This is a genomic window from Streptomyces capoamus (assembly GCF_014654935.1).
Classification (GTDB): Bacteria; Actinomycetota; Actinomycetes; order Streptomycetales; family Streptomycetaceae; genus Streptomyces; species Streptomyces capoamus.
Map to the genome: position 1 here is coordinate 570,445 of NZ_BNBF01000001.1, position 19,019 is coordinate 589,463.

Here is a 19,019-nt window from a genome sequence, read left to right on the forward strand (position 1 = left end):
ACACCCTCCCCAGTTACGTCGAAGGGACGACGGACGATGAAGTTCCATCCCGGACGCACCATCAGGGCCCTGCTGCTGCCGCTCGCGGCCGGGCTCGCCCTCACCGCGCTGCCCGTCCAGGCCGCGCACGCCGCGAGCACCCTCACCAACGGCGGCTTCGAGTCCGGCGGCGCGGGCACGGCCACCCCCGCCGGCTGGTCCGAGTACGGCGACACCGGCGCCTCCTACACCGAGTCCGGCGGCCACAGCGGGAGCTACCGCCTCTCCCACTACGCGTCCTCCGCCTACAAGGTGGAGACGTACCAGTACCTGTCCGGGCTCGCCAACGGCAGCTACGAGCTGACGGCGTGGGTCCGGTCCAGCGGCGGGCAGAAGGCCGCGTACCTCGCGCTCAAGAACTGCGGCGGTACCGAACAGCGCACCGATCTGCCGATCTCGTCCAGTGGCTGGATACGGATCGTCACGCCGGTCAAGGTGACCGACAACCACTGCACCATCAGCGTCAACAGTGACGCGAACCCCGGCAACTGGATCAACGTCGACGACCTGACCTTCACGTCCGGCACCACCGGTACGTCCATCCACGGCGCCGACGTCTCCTCCCTCGCCAAGAGCGAGGCCAAGGGCGGTGTGTACCGGTCGAGTGCCGGAGCCACCGGGGACGCCCTCTCCATCCTCAAGTCGTACGGCATGAACTACGCGCGCCTGAAGGTGTGGGTGGACCCGGCCGACGGCTTCAACGACAAGGCGCACGTCCTCGCGGTGGCCAAGCGCGTCAAGGCGCAGGGCATGAAGCTCCTGGTCGACTTCCACTACTCGGACAGCTGGGCGGACCCGGGCCGGCAGAACAAGCCGGCCGCATGGGTGGGACATCCGTACAGTCAGCTCAAGACGGACGTGTACCACCACACCTACGACGTGTTGCACGCATTGAAGGCCCAAGGCACCACCGCCGACATGGTCCAGGTGGGCAATGAGATCAATGGCGGCATGCTGTGGTCCGAGGGGTCCACGAGCAACTGGAGCCGGCTCGCCGGGCTGCTCGACTCCGGCTACGACGCCGTCAAGGCGGTCGACCCGTCCACCGTCGTCGCGCTGCACCTGGCCAAGGGCGGGGACAAGGCCGGCACCGAGTGGTGGTTCGACAACGCGGTCGCGAGCGGCGTGCGGTTCGACGCGATCGGGCTGTCCTACTACGGCTACTGGCACGGCCCGCTCTCCGATTTCCAGGCCACCTTGGACGACGCGGCCGCCCGGTACGGCAAGCCGGTGTTCGTCGCCGAGACGGCCTACCCCTTCCGGCTGGACAGCGACGACTCGCTCACCAACCAGATCGACACCACCGGCGAGCTGGTCCCCGGCTACCCCGCGACGGTGGCCGGCCAGACCAAGTGGATGAACGACGTGGCGAGCATCGTGGAGGCCGTCCCGAACGGCCGCGGACTCGGCGTCTTCTCCTGGGAGGCGACCTGGACCGCCGTCGACGGCAACGGCTGGGACCCGGCGGACGCCGCCTCCGGCAACGGCTGGGAGAACCAGGCCCTGTTCGGCTACGACGACAGGGCGCTCTCCTCGATGACGTGGTTCAGCCACCGCTGAACCGCGCCGACGGGGCCCGGCCGCACCGCGCGGCCGGGCCCTCGCCGTGTTCCCGGGCCCGCGGATCGCCTCCGCGGGCCCGGCGCCGTCCGGTACCGGACAACGGCCGCCGAGTCCCGGACGTGGCGGCGTCGCCCGCGCGACAGTGGGAAGACTGCGTACCAGGGGGCCGGGACGGGAGGGCGGACGGATGACGGGGACTCCCTCGGACCGGATGCGGCAGACCATCCTGGAGTGGCTCAAGGATCCGCCGGCCCACTTCCCGGCCGCGCGCCGCGGCGACCCCGCCGAGACCGGTGTCACCGCGCGGGCCGTCGCCCTCAAGCTGGGCGTACCCCGCCGTACCGCCCTCGCCCACCTCGGCCTCCTCACCCGCCTCGGCCTCCTGCGCACCCACCGCAGCCGCTGCCGCACCTACTACCGCCGCGACGAGATCCGCATCGCCGAGGTGGCCCGGATGTTCGAGAAGGGCTGGTGACCCACCGCGGCCGCGGGGGACCGCCGGCAGGGGCGGAGCGCCCCGACGAGAAGGGACGCTCATGGACCGACCGACGGCCCTCGTGCCGCTGCACCACGTCGCGCTGGGCGCCCGCGGCCCCGAGGACGTCGTCGCCGACCCGCACGGGCGCGTGCTGACCGGAGTGGCGGACGGGCGCATCCTGCGCCTCCACCACCTCGGCGACCCGCTCGCCGTCCGCGCGGAACCGCTGGCCGACACCGGCGGCCGGCCCCTCGGGCTGGAACTCCTGCCGGACGGCGGCCTGCTGGTGTGCGACGCGGAACGCGGCCTGCTGCGCGTGGACACCGAGCACGGCACCGTGCGCGTCCTCGCCGACTCGGTGGCGGGGCAGCGGCTCCGCTTCTGCAGCAATGCCGTCGCCCTGCCCGACGGCACCGTGTACTTCACCGTCTCCAGCCGCCGCCACCCCCTCGACCGGTGGATCGGCGACATCGTCGAACACACCGGCACCGGGCGCCTGCTGCGGCTCGCGCCCGAGGGCCGGGAACCGGAGGTCGTGCTGGACGGGCTGCAGTTCGCCAACGGCCTGGCCGCGAGTGCCGACGGTTCCTTCCTGGTGATCGCCGAGACCGGCTCCTGCCGCCTCACCCGCTTCCCGCTCACCGGGCCCCGCGCGGGCCGCGCCGAACCGTTCGCCGACCTGCCCGGCATGCCGGACAACCTCTGGCGCGAGGGCACCGGCGGCCCGGTCTGGGTCGCCCTGGCCAGCCCCCGCGTCCCCCCGCTCGGCCTGGTGCACCGCGCCCCGCCGCCCGTCCGCCGCGCCGCCGCCCGGACCGCCGTGCGCGCGCCGTACCGGCCGAGCCGGACCATCGGCGTGGTCGCCGTCGACGACCGGGGCCGGACCGTCCACCACCTCACCCGCCGGGGCTCCGGCTTCCGCATGGTCACCAGCGTGTGCGCGACGGGTGACCACCTGGTGCTGGGCAGCCTCTGGGAGTCCGGGGTGGCGGTGTGCGCCCGCCCTGCCGACCGCTGAGGCGGCGGTACCCTGGTCCCGGCCTTGATCGCCCGCCGGGGCCGGGGCCGAACAGGAGACGTGACCAGGATGACAGCCCCGGAGACCGAGACCCGCGGTGTCCGCCCCGCGTCCGCGCGGCGGACCGAGTGGCGTGCCCAGGCTCCCGTCGTCGCCGCTGTCGCGGCCGGCGGCGCGCTCGGCGCCACGGCCCGCTACGCCCTCACGCTCGCCTGGCCGACCCCCGCGGGCGGTTTCCCCTGGGCGACCTTCTGGACCAACGTCTCCGGCTGCGCCGCCATGGGCGTGCTCATGGTGCTCGTCACCGAGGTGTGGGCCGCGCACCGCCTGCTGCGCCCCTTCCTCGGCACCGGTGTCCTCGGCGGCTTCACCACCTTCTCCACCTACGCGGTCGACATCCGCGGCCTGGTGGACGCCGGCCGCCCCGGTGTGGGCCTGGCCTATCTCGCCGCGACCCTGTGCGCGGCCCTCGCGGCGGTGTGGCTGGCCTCGGCCGCCGCCCGCCGGCTGCTGACCGGGAGGCGGGCATGACGTTCCGTACCGACGGCGCCCTCCGGCTCACCGTGTACCTCGGCGAGAACGACACCTGGCACCACCGGCCGCTCTACTCGGAGATCGTGCGCCGGGCGCACGCCGCCGGGCTCGCCGGGGCCAGCGTCTTCCGGGGCGTGGAGGGCTTCGGCGCCACTTCCCGCATCCACACCTCCCGCCTGCTGTCCCTGAGCGAGGACCTGCCGGTCGCGGTGGTCGTGGTGGACGCCGCGGAGCGGGTGCGGGCGTTCCTGCCGCAGCTGGGGGAGCTGGTCGGCGACGGCCTGGTCACCGTGGAGGAGTGCGAGGTCGTCCGGTACGCGGGACGGACCGCCGATCCGGACGAAACGGACCCGGAGGGTAAGAAGTAGGTGTGAACTGGCTGCTGGTCGTCGCGGGAGCCGTCGTCGGCGCACCCCTGCGCTATCTCACCGACCGCGCCGTACAGGCCCGTCATGACACGCTCTTCCCCTGGGGCACCTTCGTGGTGAACGTGGTCGGCTGCCTGGTCCTGGGGCTGCTCACCGGCGCCGCCTCCGCCGGAGCCGCGGGGCCCCAGCTGCGGCTCCTGCTGGGCACCGGGCTCTGCGGTGCGCTGACCACGTACTCGACGTTCTCCTACGAGACCCTGCGGCTGTCCGAGGCCGGCTCCGGCCTCTACGCTGCCCTGAACGTCGTGGCGAGCGTGGCGGCGGGGCTGGCGGCGGCCTTCACCGGGGTCTCACTCGCCGGCGCCCTGTGGGCCTGAGCGCTTGCCACCCGGCCGGGCACAGCAATTACTGTCTACAGCAATGTCGACCAACTCTCCTCAGAACTGGATCCCATGAGCGCCATCTCCGTCGGTCAGGCCGTCGTCCTCGGAGTAGTCGAGGGGGTGACCGAGTTCCTCCCCGTGTCCTCCACCGGCCACCTCAAGATCGCCGAGGGGCTCATGGACATCCCCGTCGACGACAAGTCCGTCGTCGGCTTCTCCGCCGTCATCCAGGTCGGCGCCATCGCCGCCGTGCTCGTGTACTTCTTCAAGGACATCAAGCGGATCGTCTCCGCGTGGTTCCGCGGTCTGGCCAACCGTGAGGAGCGCTACCACCACGACTACAAGTTCGCCTGGTGGGTCATCGCCGCCACCATCCCGATCGTGGTGGTGGGCCTGGCCGCGAAGCCGCTGATCGACGGCCCGCTGGCCTCGCTGTGGGTGGTCGCCGGCTCGTTGATCGTCGGCTCGGCCGTGATGTGGGTCGCCGACCAGATGGGCCGGCACAAGCGCGGCGAGGACGACACGTCCTTCAAGGACGCGATGTGGGTCGGCTGCTCCCAGATCCTCGCCCTGCTCTTCCCCGGCTTCTCCCGTTCCGGCGCCACCATGTCCACCGCGCTCATCCTGGACCTGGACCGGGTCGCCGCCACCCGGCTCTCGTTCTTCCTGGGCATCCCGGCCCTGACCGGAGCGGGGCTGTACGAGCTGAAGGACGCCCTCGGCGCGGGTGTCGGCGCCGCCCCGCTGGCCGTCGGCACGATCGTGTCGTTCGTGGTCGCCTACGCCTCCATCGCCTGGCTGCTCAAGTTCGTCGCCAAGCACTCCTTCAACGCCTTCGTGATCTACCGGATCATCATCGGCGCCGGCCTGCTGGGCCTGCTCGCCACCGGCACGCTCAGCAGCTGAGCGAGCGCCGCTGATCACCCACGGGGTGCGGATGCCTGCATTCAGGCGCCGCACCCCGTGAATGTTTCCTTACCCGATGTCTTGACACCCCTCGCCCGCACACCGCAGGATCGCTCCCGTGAACCTGTCAGGCAGCCAGACAGCTGGTGGGGTCCCGCGGCGCGTCAGCGCGATGGAAGCGGTGCTCGACCACCTCCGCGGCGCCATCGAGCGCGGCCGGTACGCCATCGGCGACAAGCTCCCCTCCGAGGCGGAGCTGTGCCGCACCCTCGAGGTGTCCCGGCCCGTGCTCCGCGAGGCGCTGCGCGCGCTGCAGACGATGGGCCTCACGGTCTCCCGGACCGGCAAGGGCACCTTCGTCGTCGCCAACACCGTCGAGGACCCCACCTTCGGCGACTACGCGGCCAGCGACCTGCTGGAGGTGCGCCGGCACATCGAGATCCCGGTCGCCGGGTACGCGGCCCTGCGCCGCACCCCGGAGAACCTCGACCACCTCGCCCACCTGCTCGACCGCATGGAACGCGAGACGGACACCTCCGCCTGGGTCGCGATGGACACCCTCTTCCACCTCGCCGTGGCCGAATCCGCCCAGAACCCGGTCTTCCGCCGGGTCATCGAGGAGATCCGCGACGCACTGGCGCGTCAGTCGGCCTTCCTCAACGAACTGGGCGGACGCCGCGAGCAGTCCAACCGCGAGCACCGGGCGATCGTCGAGGCGCTGGCCGACGGTTGCGAACACGACGCGGTGGCGGCCATGAGCCACCACCTGGACCGCGTCGAGACCACCCTCACCGACATCGTCCGTCCCCAGCGGACGGACACCCCTACGGAAGGCGGACCCGAGGCGTGAGCGAGCAGCACCTCAAAGACGAGACGCGCCCCTCGTCCGGCCATGTCGACGCCGGAGACGCCGGCTACAGCAAGGGCCTGAAGCACCGGCACGTCAACATGATCGCCATCGGCGGCGCCATCGGCACCGGCCTCTTCCTCGGCGCGGGCGGCCGGCTCGCCGACGCCGGGCCGTCCCTGTTCATCGCCTACGCCGTCTGCGGCGTCTTCGCCTTCCTGGTCGTGCGCGCCCTCGGCGAACTCGTCCTGTACCGGCCGTCCTCCGGCGCCTTCGTGTCGTACGCCCGGGAGTTCCTGGGCGAGAAGGGCGCCTACACCGCGGGCTGGATGTACTTCCTGAACTGGGCGACCACCGGCATCGCCGACATCACGGCCGTCGCCACGTACACCCACTACTGGGGCATGTTCTCCGACGTCCCCCAATGGCTGATCGCGTTGATCGCCCTCGCCGTCGTCCTGACCGTCAACCTGATCTCGGTCAAGATATTCGGTGAGCTGGAGTTCTGGTTCGCGATCGTCAAGGTCGGCGCGCTCGTGGTCTTCATGTGCATCGGCATCTTCCTGCTGGTCACCCAGCACCCGGTCGACGGCCACCACCCCGGCCCCGCCCTGATCACCGACAACGGCGGAGTCTTCCCCAACGGCCTGCTGCCCATGCTGCTGATCATCCAGGGCGTCGTCTTCGCCTACGCCTCGGTCGAACTGGTCGGCGTGGCCGCGGGCGAGACCGAGAACCCCGAGAAGATCATGCCGAAGGCGATCAACTCGATCATGTGGCGCGTGGGCCTGTTCTACGTCGGCTCGGTCGTCCTGCTCTCGATGCTGCTCCCCTGGAGTGCCTACTCCGCGGGCCAGAGCCCCTTCGTCACGGTCCTGTCCCACATCGGCGTCCCGGCGGCCGGCGGTGTGATGAACCTGGTCGTGCTGACCGCGGCCATGTCGTCGCTGAACTCCGGCCTGTACTCCACCGGCCGCATCCTGCGCTCCATGGCGATGAGCGGCTCCGCCCCGAAGTTCACCGGCCGGATGAGCCGCAGCCAGGTCCCCTACGGCGGGATCCTGCTCACCAGCGGCATCTGCGTCCTCGGCGTGGGCCTCAACTACGTCGTCCCCGCCGACGCCTTCGAGATCGTCCTCAACTTCGCGGCGATCGGCATCCTCGCGACCTGGGGCATGATCATGCTCTGTCACCTGCTCTTCTGGCGGAAGACCCGCACCGGCGAGCTGACCCGGCCGTCGTACCGGCTGCCGGGCTCCCCCTGGACCGAACTCGTGACGCTGGCGTTCCTCGCCTCCGTCCTGGTCCTCATGTACGCCGACGGCGGCGCCGGACGCACCACCGTGCTGTGCCTGCCGCTGATCGTCGCCGCACTGGTCGCGGGCTGGTACGCCCTCCGCGCCCGCCTGTCCCGCACCTCCACCGGCGCCGACGCGTGACCCGCGTACCGGCCGGCCCCGACCCCCTGATCAGGCAGTGATGCACAGCAGTTCCCCCGCCGACGCCCCCGTCGTCCGCGAACCCCTCCACGCCCCCGTCGCCCACCTCATCCGCGGCGGGGTCGTCGAGGGTATCCACTACGGCTCCGTCGTCGTCCTCGGCGCGGACGGCCGGGTCCGCTTCCAGCTCGGTGACATCGAGGCGGCCTTCTACCCGCGCTCCGCCCTCAAGCCCCTCCAGGCCGTGGCCATGCTGCGAGCCGGGCTCCCGCTCGACGGCGCGCTGCTGTCGCTGGCCGCCGCGAGCCACTCCGGCGAGGAGCGCCACCTCGCCGGCACCCGGCGCATCCTGGAACTCGCCGGGCTCGGCGAGGACGACCTGCGCAACGTGCCCGACATGCCGTTCGACCCGGTCGTGCGGGACACCTGGGTCCGCGAGGGCCGGCTGCCCTCCCGCCTCGCCCAGAACTGCTCCGGCAAGCACGCCGCCATGCTCTGGACGGCCAAGACCAACGGCTGGTCCCTGGAGGACTACCTGGACCCGGCGCACCCGCTCCAGCGGGCCGTCGCCGGGACCGTCGAGGAACTGACCGGCCAGCGCGTCGCCCGGGTCACCGTGGACGGCTGCGGCGCCCCGCTGTTCTCCGTCTCCCTGCACGGCCTGGCCCGCGCCCTGGCCAGGATCACCTCGGCCGAGCCCGGCACCCCCGAGGCCCGGGTCGCCGACGCCATGCGCGAGCACGCCGAGATGGCCTCCGGCTCCGGCCGGGACGTGGCCGCGCTCATGCGGGCCGTGCCGGGGCTGCTCGCCAAGGACGGCTTCGAGGGCGTGCAGGTCGCCGCGCTGCCGGACGGCACGGCCGTCGCCGTGAAGATCGCCGACGGGGCGAACCGAGCACGGATACCGGTGGCGGCGGCCGCGCTCGCCCGCGCGGGCGTGGATCCGGCTCTCCTCACCCAGTTCGCGGGGGAGCCGCTGCTGGGCGGCGGGCACCCGGTGGGCTGCGTGCGGCCGGTACGCGCGCTGGAACCCCTTCCGTCCACCGCCTGCGCGTAGCTCCCGCCGCCCCCGACGCCCACTTCCGCACCTCAGAAAGAGGACCCGCACTCCATGACCGCCGCCACCCGCAGCGAACACGACCTGCTCGGCGACCGGGACGTCCCCGCCGACGCGTACTGGGGTGTCCACACCCTGCGCGCGACGGAGAACTTCCCCATCACCGGCACCCCGATCTCCGCGTACCCGCACCTGATCGACGCCCTGGCCGCCGTCAAGGAGGCCGCCGCGCTCGCCAACGAGGAACTCGGCCTGCTGACGCCCGAGAAGGCCGCGGCGATCGTCGCGGCCTGCCGGGAGATCCGCGCCGGCGCGCTGCACGACCAGTTCGTCGTGGACGTCATCCAGGGCGGCGCCGGCACCTCCACCAACATGAACGCCAACGAGGTCGTGGCCAACCGCGCGCTGGAACTGCTCGGCCACGCCAAGGGCCAGTACACGCACCTGCACCCCAACGAGGACGTCAACCTCGGCCAGTCGACCAACGACGTCTACCCGACCGCCGTCAAGATAGCGACGGTCTTCGCGGTACGCGGACTGCTCAAGGCGATGTCCGTGCTGCAGGACGCGTTCGCCCGCAAGGCACTCGAATTCCGTGACGTGCTCAAGATGGGCCGTACACAGTTGCAGGACGCCGTGCCGATGACCCTCGGCCAGGAGTTCTCCGCGTTCGCCGTCATGATCGAGGAGGACCGCAGCCGTCTCGCCGAGGCCGTCGAGCTGATCCACGAGATCAACCTCGGTGCCACGGCGATCGGCACCGGCCTCAACGCGCCCGCCGGCTACGCCGAGGCGGCCCGCCGCCACCTGTCGGCCATCACCGGGCTGCCCCTGGTCACGGCTGCCAACCTGGTCGAGGCCACCCAGGACTGCGGCGCCTTCGTCCAGATGTCCGGCGTCCTCAAGCGGATCGCGGTCAAGCTCTCCAAGAGCTGCAACGACCTGCGACTGCTGTCCTCCGGCCCGCGCGCGGGCCTCGGCGAGATCAACCTGCCGCCGGTGCAGGCCGGTTCGTCGATCATGCCGGGCAAGGTCAACCCGGTCATCCCCGAGGTGGTCAACCAGGTCGCCTTCGAGGTGATCGGCAACGACGTCGCCATCACCATGGCCGCCGAGGCCGGACAGCTCCAGCTCAACGCCTTCGAGCCGATCATCCTGCACTCCCTGTCGGAGTCCGTCACGCACCTGCAGAGCGCCTGCCTCACGCTCGCCGAGCGCTGCGTGTCCGGCATCACCGCCAACACCGAGCGGCTGCGCGCCACCGTCGAGGACTCCATCGGTCTGGTCACCGCGCTCAACCCGCACATCGGCTACACGGCGGCGACCGACATCGCCAAGGAGGCCCTGCGCACCGGCCGCGGTGTCGCCGAGCTGGTACTGGAGAAGGGCCTGCTGCCCGCCGAACGCCTGACGGCGCTGCTCCGCCCGGAGGTGCTCGCCGGCAACGGCACCCCGCAGTCGATCTGACACCCCCCACACCCGCGCGTCCCGCGGGGACGGCCACCGCGCAGTCGCGTGCCGGCCGCGCGGGCGCGGTGGAAAGGCACCGGGCGAACCCGCATGCCGGCAGCGCGGGGTACGCGGGGCCGGCGAAGGCCAGGCCGTGCGAGTGCGTCGGACGGACACCCGGACTGCCGCGTACCGGCCGCTCGGGTCTGCGGGGAGGCCCCGGCCACCCGTGTGCTGACGGTGATGGTCCGTCGGGGGGCATCGGGCAAGTGCGGGCCGGCCGATCGGGTGTGTCGGGGGGCTGGGCACGCGCGTGGCGACTGGTAGGTGCCTCGGGGGCACCGGGCATGTGTGAGCCGACCGTTCGGGTGCGTGGGAGGGTACCGGGCACGCGCGTGGCGACTGTTCGGGGCGTCGGGTGGGCGCCGGGCTGCTGCGTGCCGGCCGCTCGGGTCTGCGGGGAGGCCCCGGTCATCCGTGTGCTGACGGTGACGGTCCGTCGGGGGGTACCGGGCATGTGTGAGCCGACCGGTCGGGTGCGTGGGGAGAGTACCGGGCACCCGCGTGGCGACTCTTCGGGGCGTCGGGTGGGCGCCGGGCTGCTGCGTGCCGGCCGCTCGGGTCTGTCGGGGAGGCCCGGCCACCCGTGTGCTGACGGTGACGGTGACGGTCCGTCGGAGGGGGCATCGGGCATGTGCGGGCCTGCCGGGCGGGTGCGTGGGAGGGTACCGGGCTCGCGCGTGGCGACTGGTCGGGGCGTCGAGCGGGGACCTGGGCTGCCGCGTGCCGCCGGTGGCCGGTCGGGCGGGCCTCGGGTCACGTGCCCGTCGGCCGCCGGGGCGTGCCGGTGGGCACCCGGCACCCGGCGTGGCGGCCTTCTCCGGTCGCCGGGCGAGCCGGCTCGTGGTGTCCCGGCCCCCGCGGGCCCTGCTTCCGAAGGGCGGACCGGTGCGGTCCGACGGGGTACCCGCCCGCCGCCCCCGTGGCGCCCCGGCGTCCGCGGTGCGGCATGATGACGATCATGTCCTCGCAGTTCCAGCCGGTCCTCGACAGCATCCTCGCGGAGATCGAACGCACTCCCGGGCGCGGCCGGTCCGCCGACTACATCCCGGCGCTCGCCGCCTGCGACCCCCGCCGTTTCGGCATGGCCGTCGCCGAGCTGGACGGCACGGTGTACGGCGTGGGCGACTGGCGGCAGCCGTTCTCCACGCAGTCCATCACCAAGGTCTTCACGCTCGCCCTGGACCTGGCCCGCGAGGGCGACGAACTCTGGGAGCACGTGGGCCGGGAGCCCTCCGGCAACCCCTTCAACTCGCTGGTCCAGCTGGAGTACGAGGACGGCATTCCGCGGAATCCTTTCATCAACGCGGGAGCCCTGGTCGTCACCGACCGTCTGCAGACCCGCAGCGGGGACGCGGCCGGCGAGCTGCTGTCCTTCCTGCGCGCCGAGAGCGGCAACCCCGCCCTGGACTTCGACCAGGAGGTCGCCGCCTCCGAGTCCGCGCACGGCGACCGCAACGCCGCCCTCGCCCACTTCATGGCGTCCTACGGCAACATCGACAACGAGGTGCCGGTCCTCCTCGACCAGTACTTCCGGCAGTGCTCCATCGCCGCCTCCTGTGCCGACCTGGCCCTCGCCACCGGCTTCCTCGCCCGGCACGGCATCCGCGCCGACGGCAGCCGGCTGCTCAGCCGCAGCCAGGCCAAGCAGGTCAACGCGGTCATGCTGACCTGCGGCACCTACGACGCGGCCGGCGACTTCGCCTACCGCGTCGGTCTGCCCGGCAAGAGCGGGGTCGGCGGCGGGATCATCGCCGTCGTCCCGGGCCGGTGCACGCTGTGCGTGTGGAGCCCGGGCCTGGACGAACGCGGGAACTCGGTGGCGGGTGTGGCGGCCCTGGACCGTTTCACGACCCTGACCGGGCTGTCGGTGTTCTGAGGGACGTCACCGAGCCCTACCGGGCCCGGCGTCAGTCGCGGGCCGACCGGCCGGCCTTGCCGCGCAGGGTGAGTGCCACGGCTCCCGCGCCGAGACCGGCGAGGCCGGCGACGACGGCCGTGCCGGACCAGTCCGAGCCGTCGTCGTGCGGGGCCACGGCCGCCGCCACCGGCGACGCGGACGCCGGCGTCCGCGTCCGGGCCGGCGGGAGCAGCCCGTCCAGGGAGCCGACCGGATCCACCTGACCGGCCGCCGCGAAGCCCCAGTCGAGCAGGGCGCGGGCCTCCTCGTAGACGGTCAGCCCGCCGCCGTCCTGAGGATTCAGCACGGTCACCACCAGGGTGCGCCCGCCCCGCCGGGCCGCGGCCACGAGGGTGTTGCCGGCGTTGCTGGTGTATCCGTTCTTGATGCCGACCAGCCCGGGGTACGGCGCCACACCGTCCTCACCGGTCAGCAGCCGGTTGGTGTTCTCGATGGGGTACGGCGACCCGTCGCCGGGGAAGGGCGCCTCGACGGTGGCGCAGTACCGGGCGAAGTCGGGGTTGCGCAGACCCGCCCGGCCGAACACCGCGAGGTCGTAGGCGGAGGACACCTGACCGGGGGCGTCGTAGCCGTCCGGGGAGACCACATGGGTGTCCAGGGCGCCGAGCGAGCGGGCCTTGTCCTGCATCCGGCGGACGGTGGCCTCCACGCCGCCGCTCAGCGCGGCCAGGACGTGCACGGCGTCGTTCCCGGAGCTGAGGAAGACCCCGCGCCACAGGTCCGCCACCTGGTAGGTGTGTCCCTCCTCGACGCCGACCAGGCTGCTGCCCTCGCCGACGTCCGCCAGTTCCTCGTACCGCACGGTGTGCTGCTGCCCGCCGGGCAGTCCCGGCAGGACGGTCAGCGCGAAGAGGGTCTTCAGGGTGCTCGCGGGCGGCAGCTCGCGGTGCGCGTCGTTCGCCGCCAGCACTTCCCCGCTGCCCGCGTCGGCGACCAGCCAGGAGAGCGCGGAGACCTCCGGCGGCGCGGGCGTGCCCGGGTGCGGGCGGGCCTGGACACCGGAGCCGTAGAGCAGGGAGGGGCCGGGCGCGGAGGTCCGGGGGCGCGGCGGAGCGGGCTCGCCGGCCCGGTGTCCGGCGGCGGCAGCGGCCGGCGTGAGTGCCAGCAGACCCGCCACACAGAGGGAGCAGGCCGATACAGCCGCGCGAGGAGAGAATCCGGTGACCATACGATCAACGTACGAACTTCCTCCGCGTGCACCAGGCCGCCCGGGCCGTTCGGGTTGCCGGGCAACCCGGATGCCGCACCCGGCCGCCCGGTGCCCGCGCGGCATCCGGCCGGCGCGGTCCCGGAGAGGGTGCACGGCCGCGCCCGGTCCGCCCGGATCCCGGGCCGCCCGCCGGCCGTGCCGTCCCACGGCCGTAACAGATGTCCACAGACCATAACGATCCCGGACGTCGGGGGACTTGACCGCCAACCATGCACTATCTTCGCGGCATGTCCACGCCACCGCAGCCTCCGCAGCCGTCCGACCAGCCCGCGGGGCCGCCCCAGCCGTCCGCCCCGCAGCCGGCCGTCCCGCCGCAGCCCACGGCCTACCCGTACCCGAACCCGCAGTCGCCCCCGGCGGGCGCCTTCTACGCGCAGCCGACCCTGGTCGGCCGGCCGGCGCCGGCGCAGCCGCACAACCCGTACGCGGCACCGCAGTACGGGTTCGTGCCGCCCGCCCCGCCGGCCGGCGGCGGGGGAGGGGCCGGCCGGGCGGTGCTGTGGGCCGCCGTCGGCGCGGTCGTGGCCTCCGCGGCCTGGGCCGCCGGTGTCCTCCTGCTGGGAGGACAGGGCGACAGCGCGGACCTGCGCGGTTACACGGCGCCCTCCAACATGTGCTCCAGCGCCGACTACGGTTCCTTCAAGGACGAGTACACCCAGAGCGACTCCTCGCCGACGCGCACCTCCCTCGACGACAAGGCGCTGGAGGAGAGTTACTGCAGCCTCAACCTCAAGAAGCCCGGCTCGTCGTACGCGGACGCCTATCTGACCATCCAGCTGGACCTGCACAAGAAGACGGACCCCGGGCCCGAGTTCACCGCCACCTGGAAGAACTACGGCAAGAGCCACACCGGTTACGACGTCGACACGGTCGAGGGCATCGGGGACGAGGCCTACCTGATCAGCCAGGACACCACCAGCGGTTCCTCCAGCGGCTCCCGCTACGCCACGCTCGCCGTCCGCGACGGCTGGGTGACGTACCTGATGACCTACAGCGCCTACTTGTCCTCGTACGACCAGGACAAGGACCCGCCCGCGCTCACCGACGTCACCGACTGGCTGAAGACCGACAGCAAGGCCACGCTGCGGCAGCTCCGGCGGGACTGACGTCCCCGGCCCCGCCCGGGGCCCGCCGCCGTAACCCCTCGTACCCGCCCGTCGCCCGTCGGGGTGGTGATGGCCCGCGTCACGGGCCGGGCCCCGGGCCGGTGCGGCACAGTGGGCGGGTGTCTCGCCGACTCCTCCCGCTGCTCGCGGCGGCGCTGATGGGCCTCGCCGGCTGCACCACCGTCAGCCCCGTCCCCCCGCCCGACGCCGCCCGCACCCGGCCCTCCCTCGCGCCCGGCACGGCGGTGCGCCCCTCCGTGCTCCAGGACCCGGTCCGGGCGCCGTCCGACAAGGCCGCGCTCGTACGCACCGGACCCTCGCACCCGGCCGAGCACCGCTCGGCCGGTGCGCCGGGGCGGCGCCCGGGGAGCGTGCGCGCACCGGCGGCCGGGCCGCGCCCCCGGGCCGTGGCCCCCGCCGCCCCGCCGGAGCGGCACCCCCGCCGGCGCCGGCCGCCCGGACGACACCCGGCCCCGCGCCCCCGCCCGGCCACCCGGCCGCCCGCGATGCGTGACCTGTGCCGCCAGGCGGACGGTGTGGCCGAACCCCGGATCGTCCGGCTCTGCCACGACACCTACGGCTGAGGACCCCGCGGGACGGCGGGGGCTCGCCGATCCCGCCGGACGGGCGGAGGCGACCGGCATAGTCTGGTGCCATGTTCGGTCCCGAAGGTCCCACGCTGCGCGAACTCGCCGTGCAGGCCCTGTCGTCGGTCGAGCACGGCTACGACCTGCTCGCGCCGAAATTCGACCGCACGCCTTTCCGGACCCCCGACGCCGTGCTGGACGCGGTGGCGGCGGGCCTGGCGCCGCTCGGTCCGTTCACGGACGGGCTCGACCTGTGCTGCGGCACCGGCGCCGGGACGCGCGTACTGACCGGACTGTGCCGGCGCAGCGTCACCGGGATCGACTTCAGCGCCGGCATGCTCGACATGGCCCGGCGGCGGGTGCCGCCCGCGGAGGGGCCCGGCATCGCCTGGGTGCGCGGCGACGCCAGGGCCCTGCCCTTCACGGCCGCCTTCGACCTCGTCGTCTCCTTCGGGGCGTTCGGCCACTTCCTGCCGCGCGAACTGCCCGGGCTGTTCGCCCAGGTCGGGTCGGTGCTGCGGCCGGGCGGCCGGTTCGCCTTCCCGGTGTTCGCGCCGCCCCGCCCGGCACGGCCCGGCTTCTGGATGCTGCTCGGTTTCGACACGGCGATGCGGGTGCGCAACGCGCTGTGGCGACCGCCGTTCGTCATGTACTACCGGGCCTTCCGGCTCGGCACCGTGCTGCGGGAGCTGGAACGCGCCGGGCTGACCGTCGAGTCGGGCGTCCTGCCGGGATTCGGCCGGCGCGCCGACGGCAGCCCGCGCGCCCGGCTGGTGGTGGCCCGCCGCCCCGGGGCCGCCCGCACGGGTCAGCCCGCTGCCGGCAGCGTGAACTCGTAGACCAGCGCGTCCTGTTCGGCGTTCACCACCAGATCGGTGATCTCCAGCGGGCGCGCGTACTGGTCGTGCACGCGCCGGGTCACCCGCACCGAGGAGGCGTCGCCCACCTGGGTGATCGCATCGCGGTGGTGCAGGGTCAGCCCGGCCTTGCGCATCCAGTCGTAGGCCCGCCGCAACTGCGCCGGCGTCGCCCCGTCGGCCCGGTCCCGGTAGCGGGCCAGCTCCGCCACCTCGGCCAGCACCACCGCCGAGAACGACGTCACCGCCGTGCGCAGCGAGCGGCCGTCCGGTGCCACCGACCGGTACCAGTGGACCAGGGTCGGCCGGTGCGGGGCCAGGTCCAGCGCCCGCGCGTGCTCCGGCGGCGGTGCCTCCCAGGTCACCGTGGCCCGGTCGACCGCACAGGGATCCGCCGACCCGGCACCCACCGGGAAGGCGAGCGACTCCGGCGCCTCGACCGGCCGGCCGGGCAGCGTCGCGTGGCTGCCCCGCCGGTCGGTGGCGACCAGACCGCCGCGGCGCAGCACCTCCAGGGCCTGCCGGACGGTCTCCCGGCTGACCCCGAAGTGCGCGGCCAGGTGCCGCTCGCCCGGCAGCCGTTCACCCGGCGGGATGGTGCCGGCGCGCAGTTCGTCGAGCAGCTGCGCCGCTATGCGCCCGTACAGGGGCCGGTCGTCGTCGGGCGGGGGATCGTGCGGGGTGGTGCGGGCCATGCCGCGCCCTCCTGTCGTGACAAAACGTAGTCGTGCGGGCTCGTTGCGCGACCACAATTAGCATTGGTCTAAACCACGAGGGAAGGGTGGTCTGCCGGTTCGACCGAAATCCACCCGCGGGCACCGTCTCCGCCGGCCACCGCGACGCCCCGCTCACAGCGCCCGGTAGAGCGCGTCGACCAGCGCGGATTTCCGTGGGTCGTCCACGATGTGCGGTCCCATCCGGTTCATGACGTACCCCAGCGACACCTCTGCCTCCGGGTCGGCGAGCCCACAGGAACCGCCGAATCCGTCGTGGCCGAAAGCCCGCGGGTCGGGGCCGTACGACCCGCGGGGCCCGCTCAGCCACACACCGAGCCCGGCCTCCGTCTCCCCGTCGAGACCCGCGCCGATCACCAGGTCCCGGCAGCTGCCCTGCCCCTCGCGCACCCGCTCCGCGCCCTGCGGGGACAGGAACCGCCGGCCGCCGTACGTGCCGCGCCCGGCGAAGATGCCGTACAGCGCCGCGACCGCCCGGGCGGTGCCGTGTCCGTTGGCCGCCGGGATCTGCGCCGCCCGCCAGCCGGAGCTGTTCGCCTCCGCCGCCCCGACGACGGGGTTGGCCAGCGCCGCCAGCGTCAACTGGTCCCAGGCCGCCGTCCGTTCACCGGCCGCCGTGGCCGACGGGTGCACCAGCTCGGCCGCCCGGGCCGACTCCCGCGCGGGCAGCCCGATCGTGAAGTCGATCCCGAGCGGTCCGGTCACCTCCCGCTCCAGGAAGGCTCCCGGCGGCAGTCCCGAGACCCGCCGCACGACCTCCCCGACCAGGAAGCCGTACGTCAGCGCGTGGTAACCGGACCGGGTGCCCGGCTCCCACCAGGGCGCGGTGGCCGCGAGCCGCGCGGTCGTCAGCTCCCAGTCGTACAGGTCCTGAAGGCTGTGCGGCTCCCGGAGTCCGGCCAGCCCGGCCCGGTGCGACAGCAGGTGCGGCACGAGGACCTTCTCCTTGCCCTCGGCGGCGAATTCCGGCCAGTACGCGGCCACGGGCACGTCGAGGTCGAGCAGACCGCGGTCGGCGAGGAGGTGCGCGCACAGGGCCACGGGTCCCTTGGTGGTCGACCACACGTTCACCACCGTGTCCCGCGCCCAGGGCCGGGTGCGCGCCGCGTCCGCCCAGCCGCCCCAGAGGTCCACCACCGTCTCCCCGGCGACGGTGACCGCCACGGCGGCGCCGAGTTCGCCCCGTGCGCGGAAATTCTCCTCGAACGCCTCCCGCACCGCGGCGAACCGCGGATCGCAGTGGCCGTGGATGCCCGGGGGCGGCTGCGGTGTCTGCGCTGTCTGCGGTGTCTCCTGCTCGGGCATGAGGCCTCCGTGGTCGCCGGCGGACCCGGGACGCGGCCCCGCGGCCCGGGCGCTCCGAACGTACCGACTGGTCGGACCGGAGGGAAGGCCGGTGCCGGACAGTGCGGGCCTCAGGCGTACGACTGCAGCCAGCGCACCTGCGCCGCCTCCTGGAACGGGCCGCCGCCCTCGTGGTCGTTGAAGTCGTACACCTCGATCGTCTTGTCCTCGTGCGCCCACGCGTTGAACGCCGCGAACACGGTCGACGGCGGGCAGGTCTGGTCCTCCAGGGCCGCCGAGAACAGCGCCGGGGCCCGGCCCCGGGCCGCGAAGTGCACCCCGTCGAAATAGGACAGCGTGCGCAGCACGTCCGCCGCGCGCCCCCGGTGCGTCTTGAGGAACAGGCCGATCTCACGGTAGGGGTGACCGTCCGTCAGCGTCGCGGCGCGCGGGAAGTCGCACAGGAACGGCACGTCCGGCGCGACCGCCACCAGGTCCGGGACCAGGCCGCCGACGGCCAGGGTGATGCCGCCGCCCTGGCTGCCGCCGGTCACCACGGTCCGCGCCGCGTCGGCCAGCGGATGGGAACGGGCCGCCTCGACCGCGCGCACGGCGTCCGTGAACACCCGCCGGTAGTAGTAGTTCTCGGGTGCGTCGACGCCCCGCGTCAGGAAGCCCGGGTACGCGGGCGCCGCGCCCACCGGGTCCGGCGTACCGCCCCCGCCGCCCCAGCCGCTGCCCTGGCCGCGGGTGTCCATGGCGAAGTGCGCCCGGCCGGTCGAGGCCCACAGCAGGTTCTCGTGCGCCAGGCCGCGCCCGCCGCCGTAGCCGATGAACTCCACGACCAGCGGCAGCGGTTCCGTGGCCCCGGCCGGCACCCGCAGCCAGCCCTTGACGGGGTGGCCGCCGAACCCCGCGAACGTCACGTCGTACACGTCGACCGTGGTCAGCCCGCTCTCCACCGGCTCGAAGCGCGCGCCCAGGTCATGCCCGCGAGCCTCCTGGAGCGTCTTGTCCCAGAAGGAGTCGAAGTCCTCCGGTTCGGCGGACTCGCTGCGGTACGCGCGCAGTTCGTCGAGAGGCAGATCGAACAGGGCCATCAGCAACCGCCTTCGTGGAGGGAGACCGCGTCGACCCACCGTACGTGGACGCTCGGATCACCTGCCAGGGACCGGTCCG

19 protein-coding genes are annotated in these 19,019 nt (G+C 73.4%); 15 read left to right on the top strand and 4 right to left on the bottom strand.

Translation table 11 applies throughout. The annotated features are described in order from the left end of the window. Positions 1 to 36 precede the first annotated feature (36 nt). From IE312_RS02570 to IE312_RS02625, 12 genes are all read left to right on the top strand, one after another. Complete coding sequence (locus IE312_RS02570; RefSeq protein ID WP_189977852.1) at positions 37 to 1,599, top strand: glycosyl hydrolase 53 family protein; 1,563 nt, start codon at positions 37 to 39, stop codon at positions 1,597 to 1,599. Between the two features lie 190 nt (positions 1,600 to 1,789). After that, positions 1,790 to 2,077, top strand: coding sequence for a helix-turn-helix domain-containing protein (locus IE312_RS02575; RefSeq protein WP_189977854.1), 288 nt, complete (start codon positions 1,790 to 1,792; stop codon positions 2,075 to 2,077). Between the two features lie 61 nt (positions 2,078 to 2,138). Further along, positions 2,139 to 3,098: an SMP-30/gluconolactonase/LRE family protein gene (locus tag IE312_RS02580; RefSeq protein ID WP_189977856.1), complete on the top strand. Its 960-nt coding sequence runs from the start codon at positions 2,139 to 2,141 to the stop codon at positions 3,096 to 3,098. 69 nt (positions 3,099 to 3,167) lie between these two features. After that, positions 3,168 to 3,629, top strand: coding sequence for a fluoride efflux transporter CrcB (crcB, locus tag IE312_RS02585; RefSeq protein WP_189977858.1), 462 nt, complete (start codon positions 3,168 to 3,170; stop codon positions 3,627 to 3,629). Continuing rightward, on the top strand, positions 3,626 to 4,000 hold the full coding sequence (locus tag IE312_RS02590; protein WP_189977860.1) for a DUF190 domain-containing protein: 375 nt from the start codon (positions 3,626 to 3,628) through the stop codon (positions 3,998 to 4,000). Before crcB (IE312_RS02585) ends, IE312_RS02590 begins: the two co-directional genes overlap by 4 nt. A 2-nt stretch (positions 4,001 to 4,002) precedes the next feature. Then, positions 4,003 to 4,377 (top strand): fluoride efflux transporter CrcB, encoded by a 375-nt coding sequence (crcB, locus tag IE312_RS02595; RefSeq protein ID WP_189977862.1) that lies wholly within the window; start codon positions 4,003 to 4,005, stop codon positions 4,375 to 4,377. Between the two features lie 75 nt (positions 4,378 to 4,452). After that, positions 4,453 to 5,289, top strand: a complete 837-nt coding sequence (locus IE312_RS02600) for an undecaprenyl-diphosphate phosphatase (protein ID WP_189977864.1) — start codon at positions 4,453 to 4,455, stop codon at positions 5,287 to 5,289. A gap of 172 nt (positions 5,290 to 5,461) precedes the next feature. Next, complete coding sequence (locus IE312_RS02605) at positions 5,462 to 6,139, top strand: FadR/GntR family transcriptional regulator (RefSeq protein ID WP_189978234.1); 678 nt, start codon at positions 5,462 to 5,464, stop codon at positions 6,137 to 6,139. Further along, positions 6,136 to 7,575 carry an amino acid permease gene (locus IE312_RS02610; RefSeq protein ID WP_189977866.1) on the top strand — a complete coding sequence of 480 codons (1,440 nt, stop codon included), beginning with the start codon at positions 6,136 to 6,138 and terminating at the stop codon, positions 7,573 to 7,575. Before IE312_RS02605 ends, IE312_RS02610 begins: the two co-directional genes overlap by 4 nt. Before the next feature lie 40 nt (positions 7,576 to 7,615). Beyond that, positions 7,616 to 8,632: an asparaginase gene (locus IE312_RS02615; protein ID WP_189977868.1), complete on the top strand. Its 1,017-nt coding sequence runs from the start codon at positions 7,616 to 7,618 to the stop codon at positions 8,630 to 8,632. A 54-nt stretch (positions 8,633 to 8,686) separates the two neighbouring features. After that, complete coding sequence (gene aspA, locus IE312_RS02620) at positions 8,687 to 10,099, top strand: aspartate ammonia-lyase (protein ID WP_189977870.1); 1,413 nt, start codon at positions 8,687 to 8,689, stop codon at positions 10,097 to 10,099. A 991-nt stretch (positions 10,100 to 11,090) separates the two neighbouring features. Further along, on the top strand, positions 11,091 to 12,020 hold the full coding sequence (locus IE312_RS02625) for a glutaminase (RefSeq protein WP_189977872.1): 930 nt from the start codon (positions 11,091 to 11,093) through the stop codon (positions 12,018 to 12,020). A 31-nt stretch (positions 12,021 to 12,051) separates the two neighbouring features. On the opposite strand, the gene IE312_RS02630 is transcribed toward IE312_RS02625, so the two are convergent. Beyond that, on the bottom strand, positions 12,052 to 13,230 hold the full coding sequence (locus IE312_RS02630) for a D-alanyl-D-alanine carboxypeptidase family protein (protein WP_189977874.1): 1,179 nt from the start codon (positions 13,228 to 13,230) through the stop codon (positions 12,052 to 12,054). Positions 13,231 to 13,499: 269 nt separating this feature from the next. Here IE312_RS02630 and IE312_RS02635 point away from each other — a divergent pair, with 269 nt between their 5' ends. The 3 genes from IE312_RS02635 to IE312_RS02645 all read left to right on the top strand — a co-directional run bounded on the left by IE312_RS02635 (position 13,500) and on the right by IE312_RS02645 (position 15,804). Then, entirely contained in the window at positions 13,500 to 14,378 is an 879-nt protein-coding gene (locus IE312_RS02635) for a hypothetical protein (protein WP_229898914.1), read from the top strand. Between the two features lie 119 nt (positions 14,379 to 14,497). Beyond that, complete coding sequence (locus tag IE312_RS02640; protein ID WP_229898915.1) at positions 14,498 to 14,962, top strand: hypothetical protein; 465 nt, start codon at positions 14,498 to 14,500, stop codon at positions 14,960 to 14,962. A gap of 71 nt (positions 14,963 to 15,033) precedes the next feature. After that, positions 15,034 to 15,804 (top strand): class I SAM-dependent methyltransferase, encoded by a 771-nt coding sequence (locus tag IE312_RS02645; RefSeq protein WP_189977876.1) that lies wholly within the window; start codon positions 15,034 to 15,036, stop codon positions 15,802 to 15,804. Here IE312_RS02645 and IE312_RS02650 read toward each other — a convergent pair. The 3 genes from IE312_RS02650 to IE312_RS02660 all read right to left on the bottom strand — a co-directional run bounded on the left by IE312_RS02650 (position 15,774) and on the right by IE312_RS02660 (position 18,940). Then, entirely contained in the window at positions 15,774 to 16,517 is a 744-nt protein-coding gene (locus tag IE312_RS02650) for a GntR family transcriptional regulator (protein WP_189977878.1), read from the bottom strand. The genes IE312_RS02645 and IE312_RS02650 overlap by 31 nt on opposite strands. Before the next feature lie 153 nt (positions 16,518 to 16,670). Further along, on the bottom strand, positions 16,671 to 17,861 hold the full coding sequence (locus tag IE312_RS02655; protein ID WP_189977880.1) for a serine hydrolase domain-containing protein: 1,191 nt from the start codon (positions 17,859 to 17,861) through the stop codon (positions 16,671 to 16,673). Positions 17,862 to 17,971: 110 nt separating this feature from the next. Continuing rightward, positions 17,972 to 18,940: an acetylxylan esterase gene (locus IE312_RS02660; RefSeq protein ID WP_189977882.1), complete on the bottom strand. Its 969-nt coding sequence runs from the start codon at positions 18,938 to 18,940 to the stop codon at positions 17,972 to 17,974. Positions 18,941 to 19,019 lie beyond the last annotated feature (79 nt).

Bases quoted from the DNA above. Each gene is read 5' to 3' on its own strand.
- IE312_RS02570 (WP_189977852.1), top strand. From the start codon at position 37: ATGAAGTTCCATCCCGGACGCACCATCAGGGCCCTGCTGCTGCCGCTC.
- IE312_RS02575 (WP_189977854.1), top strand. From the start codon at position 1,790: ATGACGGGGACTCCCTCGGACCGGATGCGGCAGACCATCCTGGAGTGG.
- IE312_RS02580 (WP_189977856.1), top strand. From the start codon at position 2,139: ATGGACCGACCGACGGCCCTCGTGCCGCTGCACCACGTCGCGCTGGGC.
- crcB (WP_189977858.1), top strand. From the start codon at position 3,168: ATGACAGCCCCGGAGACCGAGACCCGCGGTGTCCGCCCCGCGTCCGCG.
- IE312_RS02590 (WP_189977860.1), top strand. From the start codon at position 3,626: ATGACGTTCCGTACCGACGGCGCCCTCCGGCTCACCGTGTACCTCGGC.
- IE312_RS02600 (WP_189977864.1), top strand. From the start codon at position 4,453: ATGAGCGCCATCTCCGTCGGTCAGGCCGTCGTCCTCGGAGTAGTCGAG.
- IE312_RS02605 (WP_189978234.1), top strand. From the start codon at position 5,462: ATGGAAGCGGTGCTCGACCACCTCCGCGGCGCCATCGAGCGCGGCCGG.
- IE312_RS02615 (WP_189977868.1), top strand. From the start codon at position 7,616: ATGCACAGCAGTTCCCCCGCCGACGCCCCCGTCGTCCGCGAACCCCTC.
- aspA (WP_189977870.1), top strand. From the start codon at position 8,687: ATGACCGCCGCCACCCGCAGCGAACACGACCTGCTCGGCGACCGGGAC.
- IE312_RS02625 (WP_189977872.1), top strand. From the start codon at position 11,091: ATGATGACGATCATGTCCTCGCAGTTCCAGCCGGTCCTCGACAGCATC.
- IE312_RS02630 (WP_189977874.1), bottom strand. From the start codon at position 13,230: ATGGTCACCGGATTCTCTCCTCGCGCGGCTGTATCGGCCTGCTCCCTC.
- IE312_RS02635 (WP_229898914.1), top strand. From the start codon at position 13,500: ATGTCCACGCCACCGCAGCCTCCGCAGCCGTCCGACCAGCCCGCGGGG.
- IE312_RS02645 (WP_189977876.1), top strand. From the start codon at position 15,034: ATGTTCGGTCCCGAAGGTCCCACGCTGCGCGAACTCGCCGTGCAGGCC.
- IE312_RS02650 (WP_189977878.1), bottom strand. From the start codon at position 16,517: ATGGCCCGCACCACCCCGCACGATCCCCCGCCCGACGACGACCGGCCC.
- IE312_RS02655 (WP_189977880.1), bottom strand. From the start codon at position 17,861: ATGCCCGAGCAGGAGACACCGCAGACAGCGCAGACACCGCAGCCGCCC.
- IE312_RS02660 (WP_189977882.1), bottom strand. From the start codon at position 18,940: ATGGCCCTGTTCGATCTGCCTCTCGACGAACTGCGCGCGTACCGCAGC.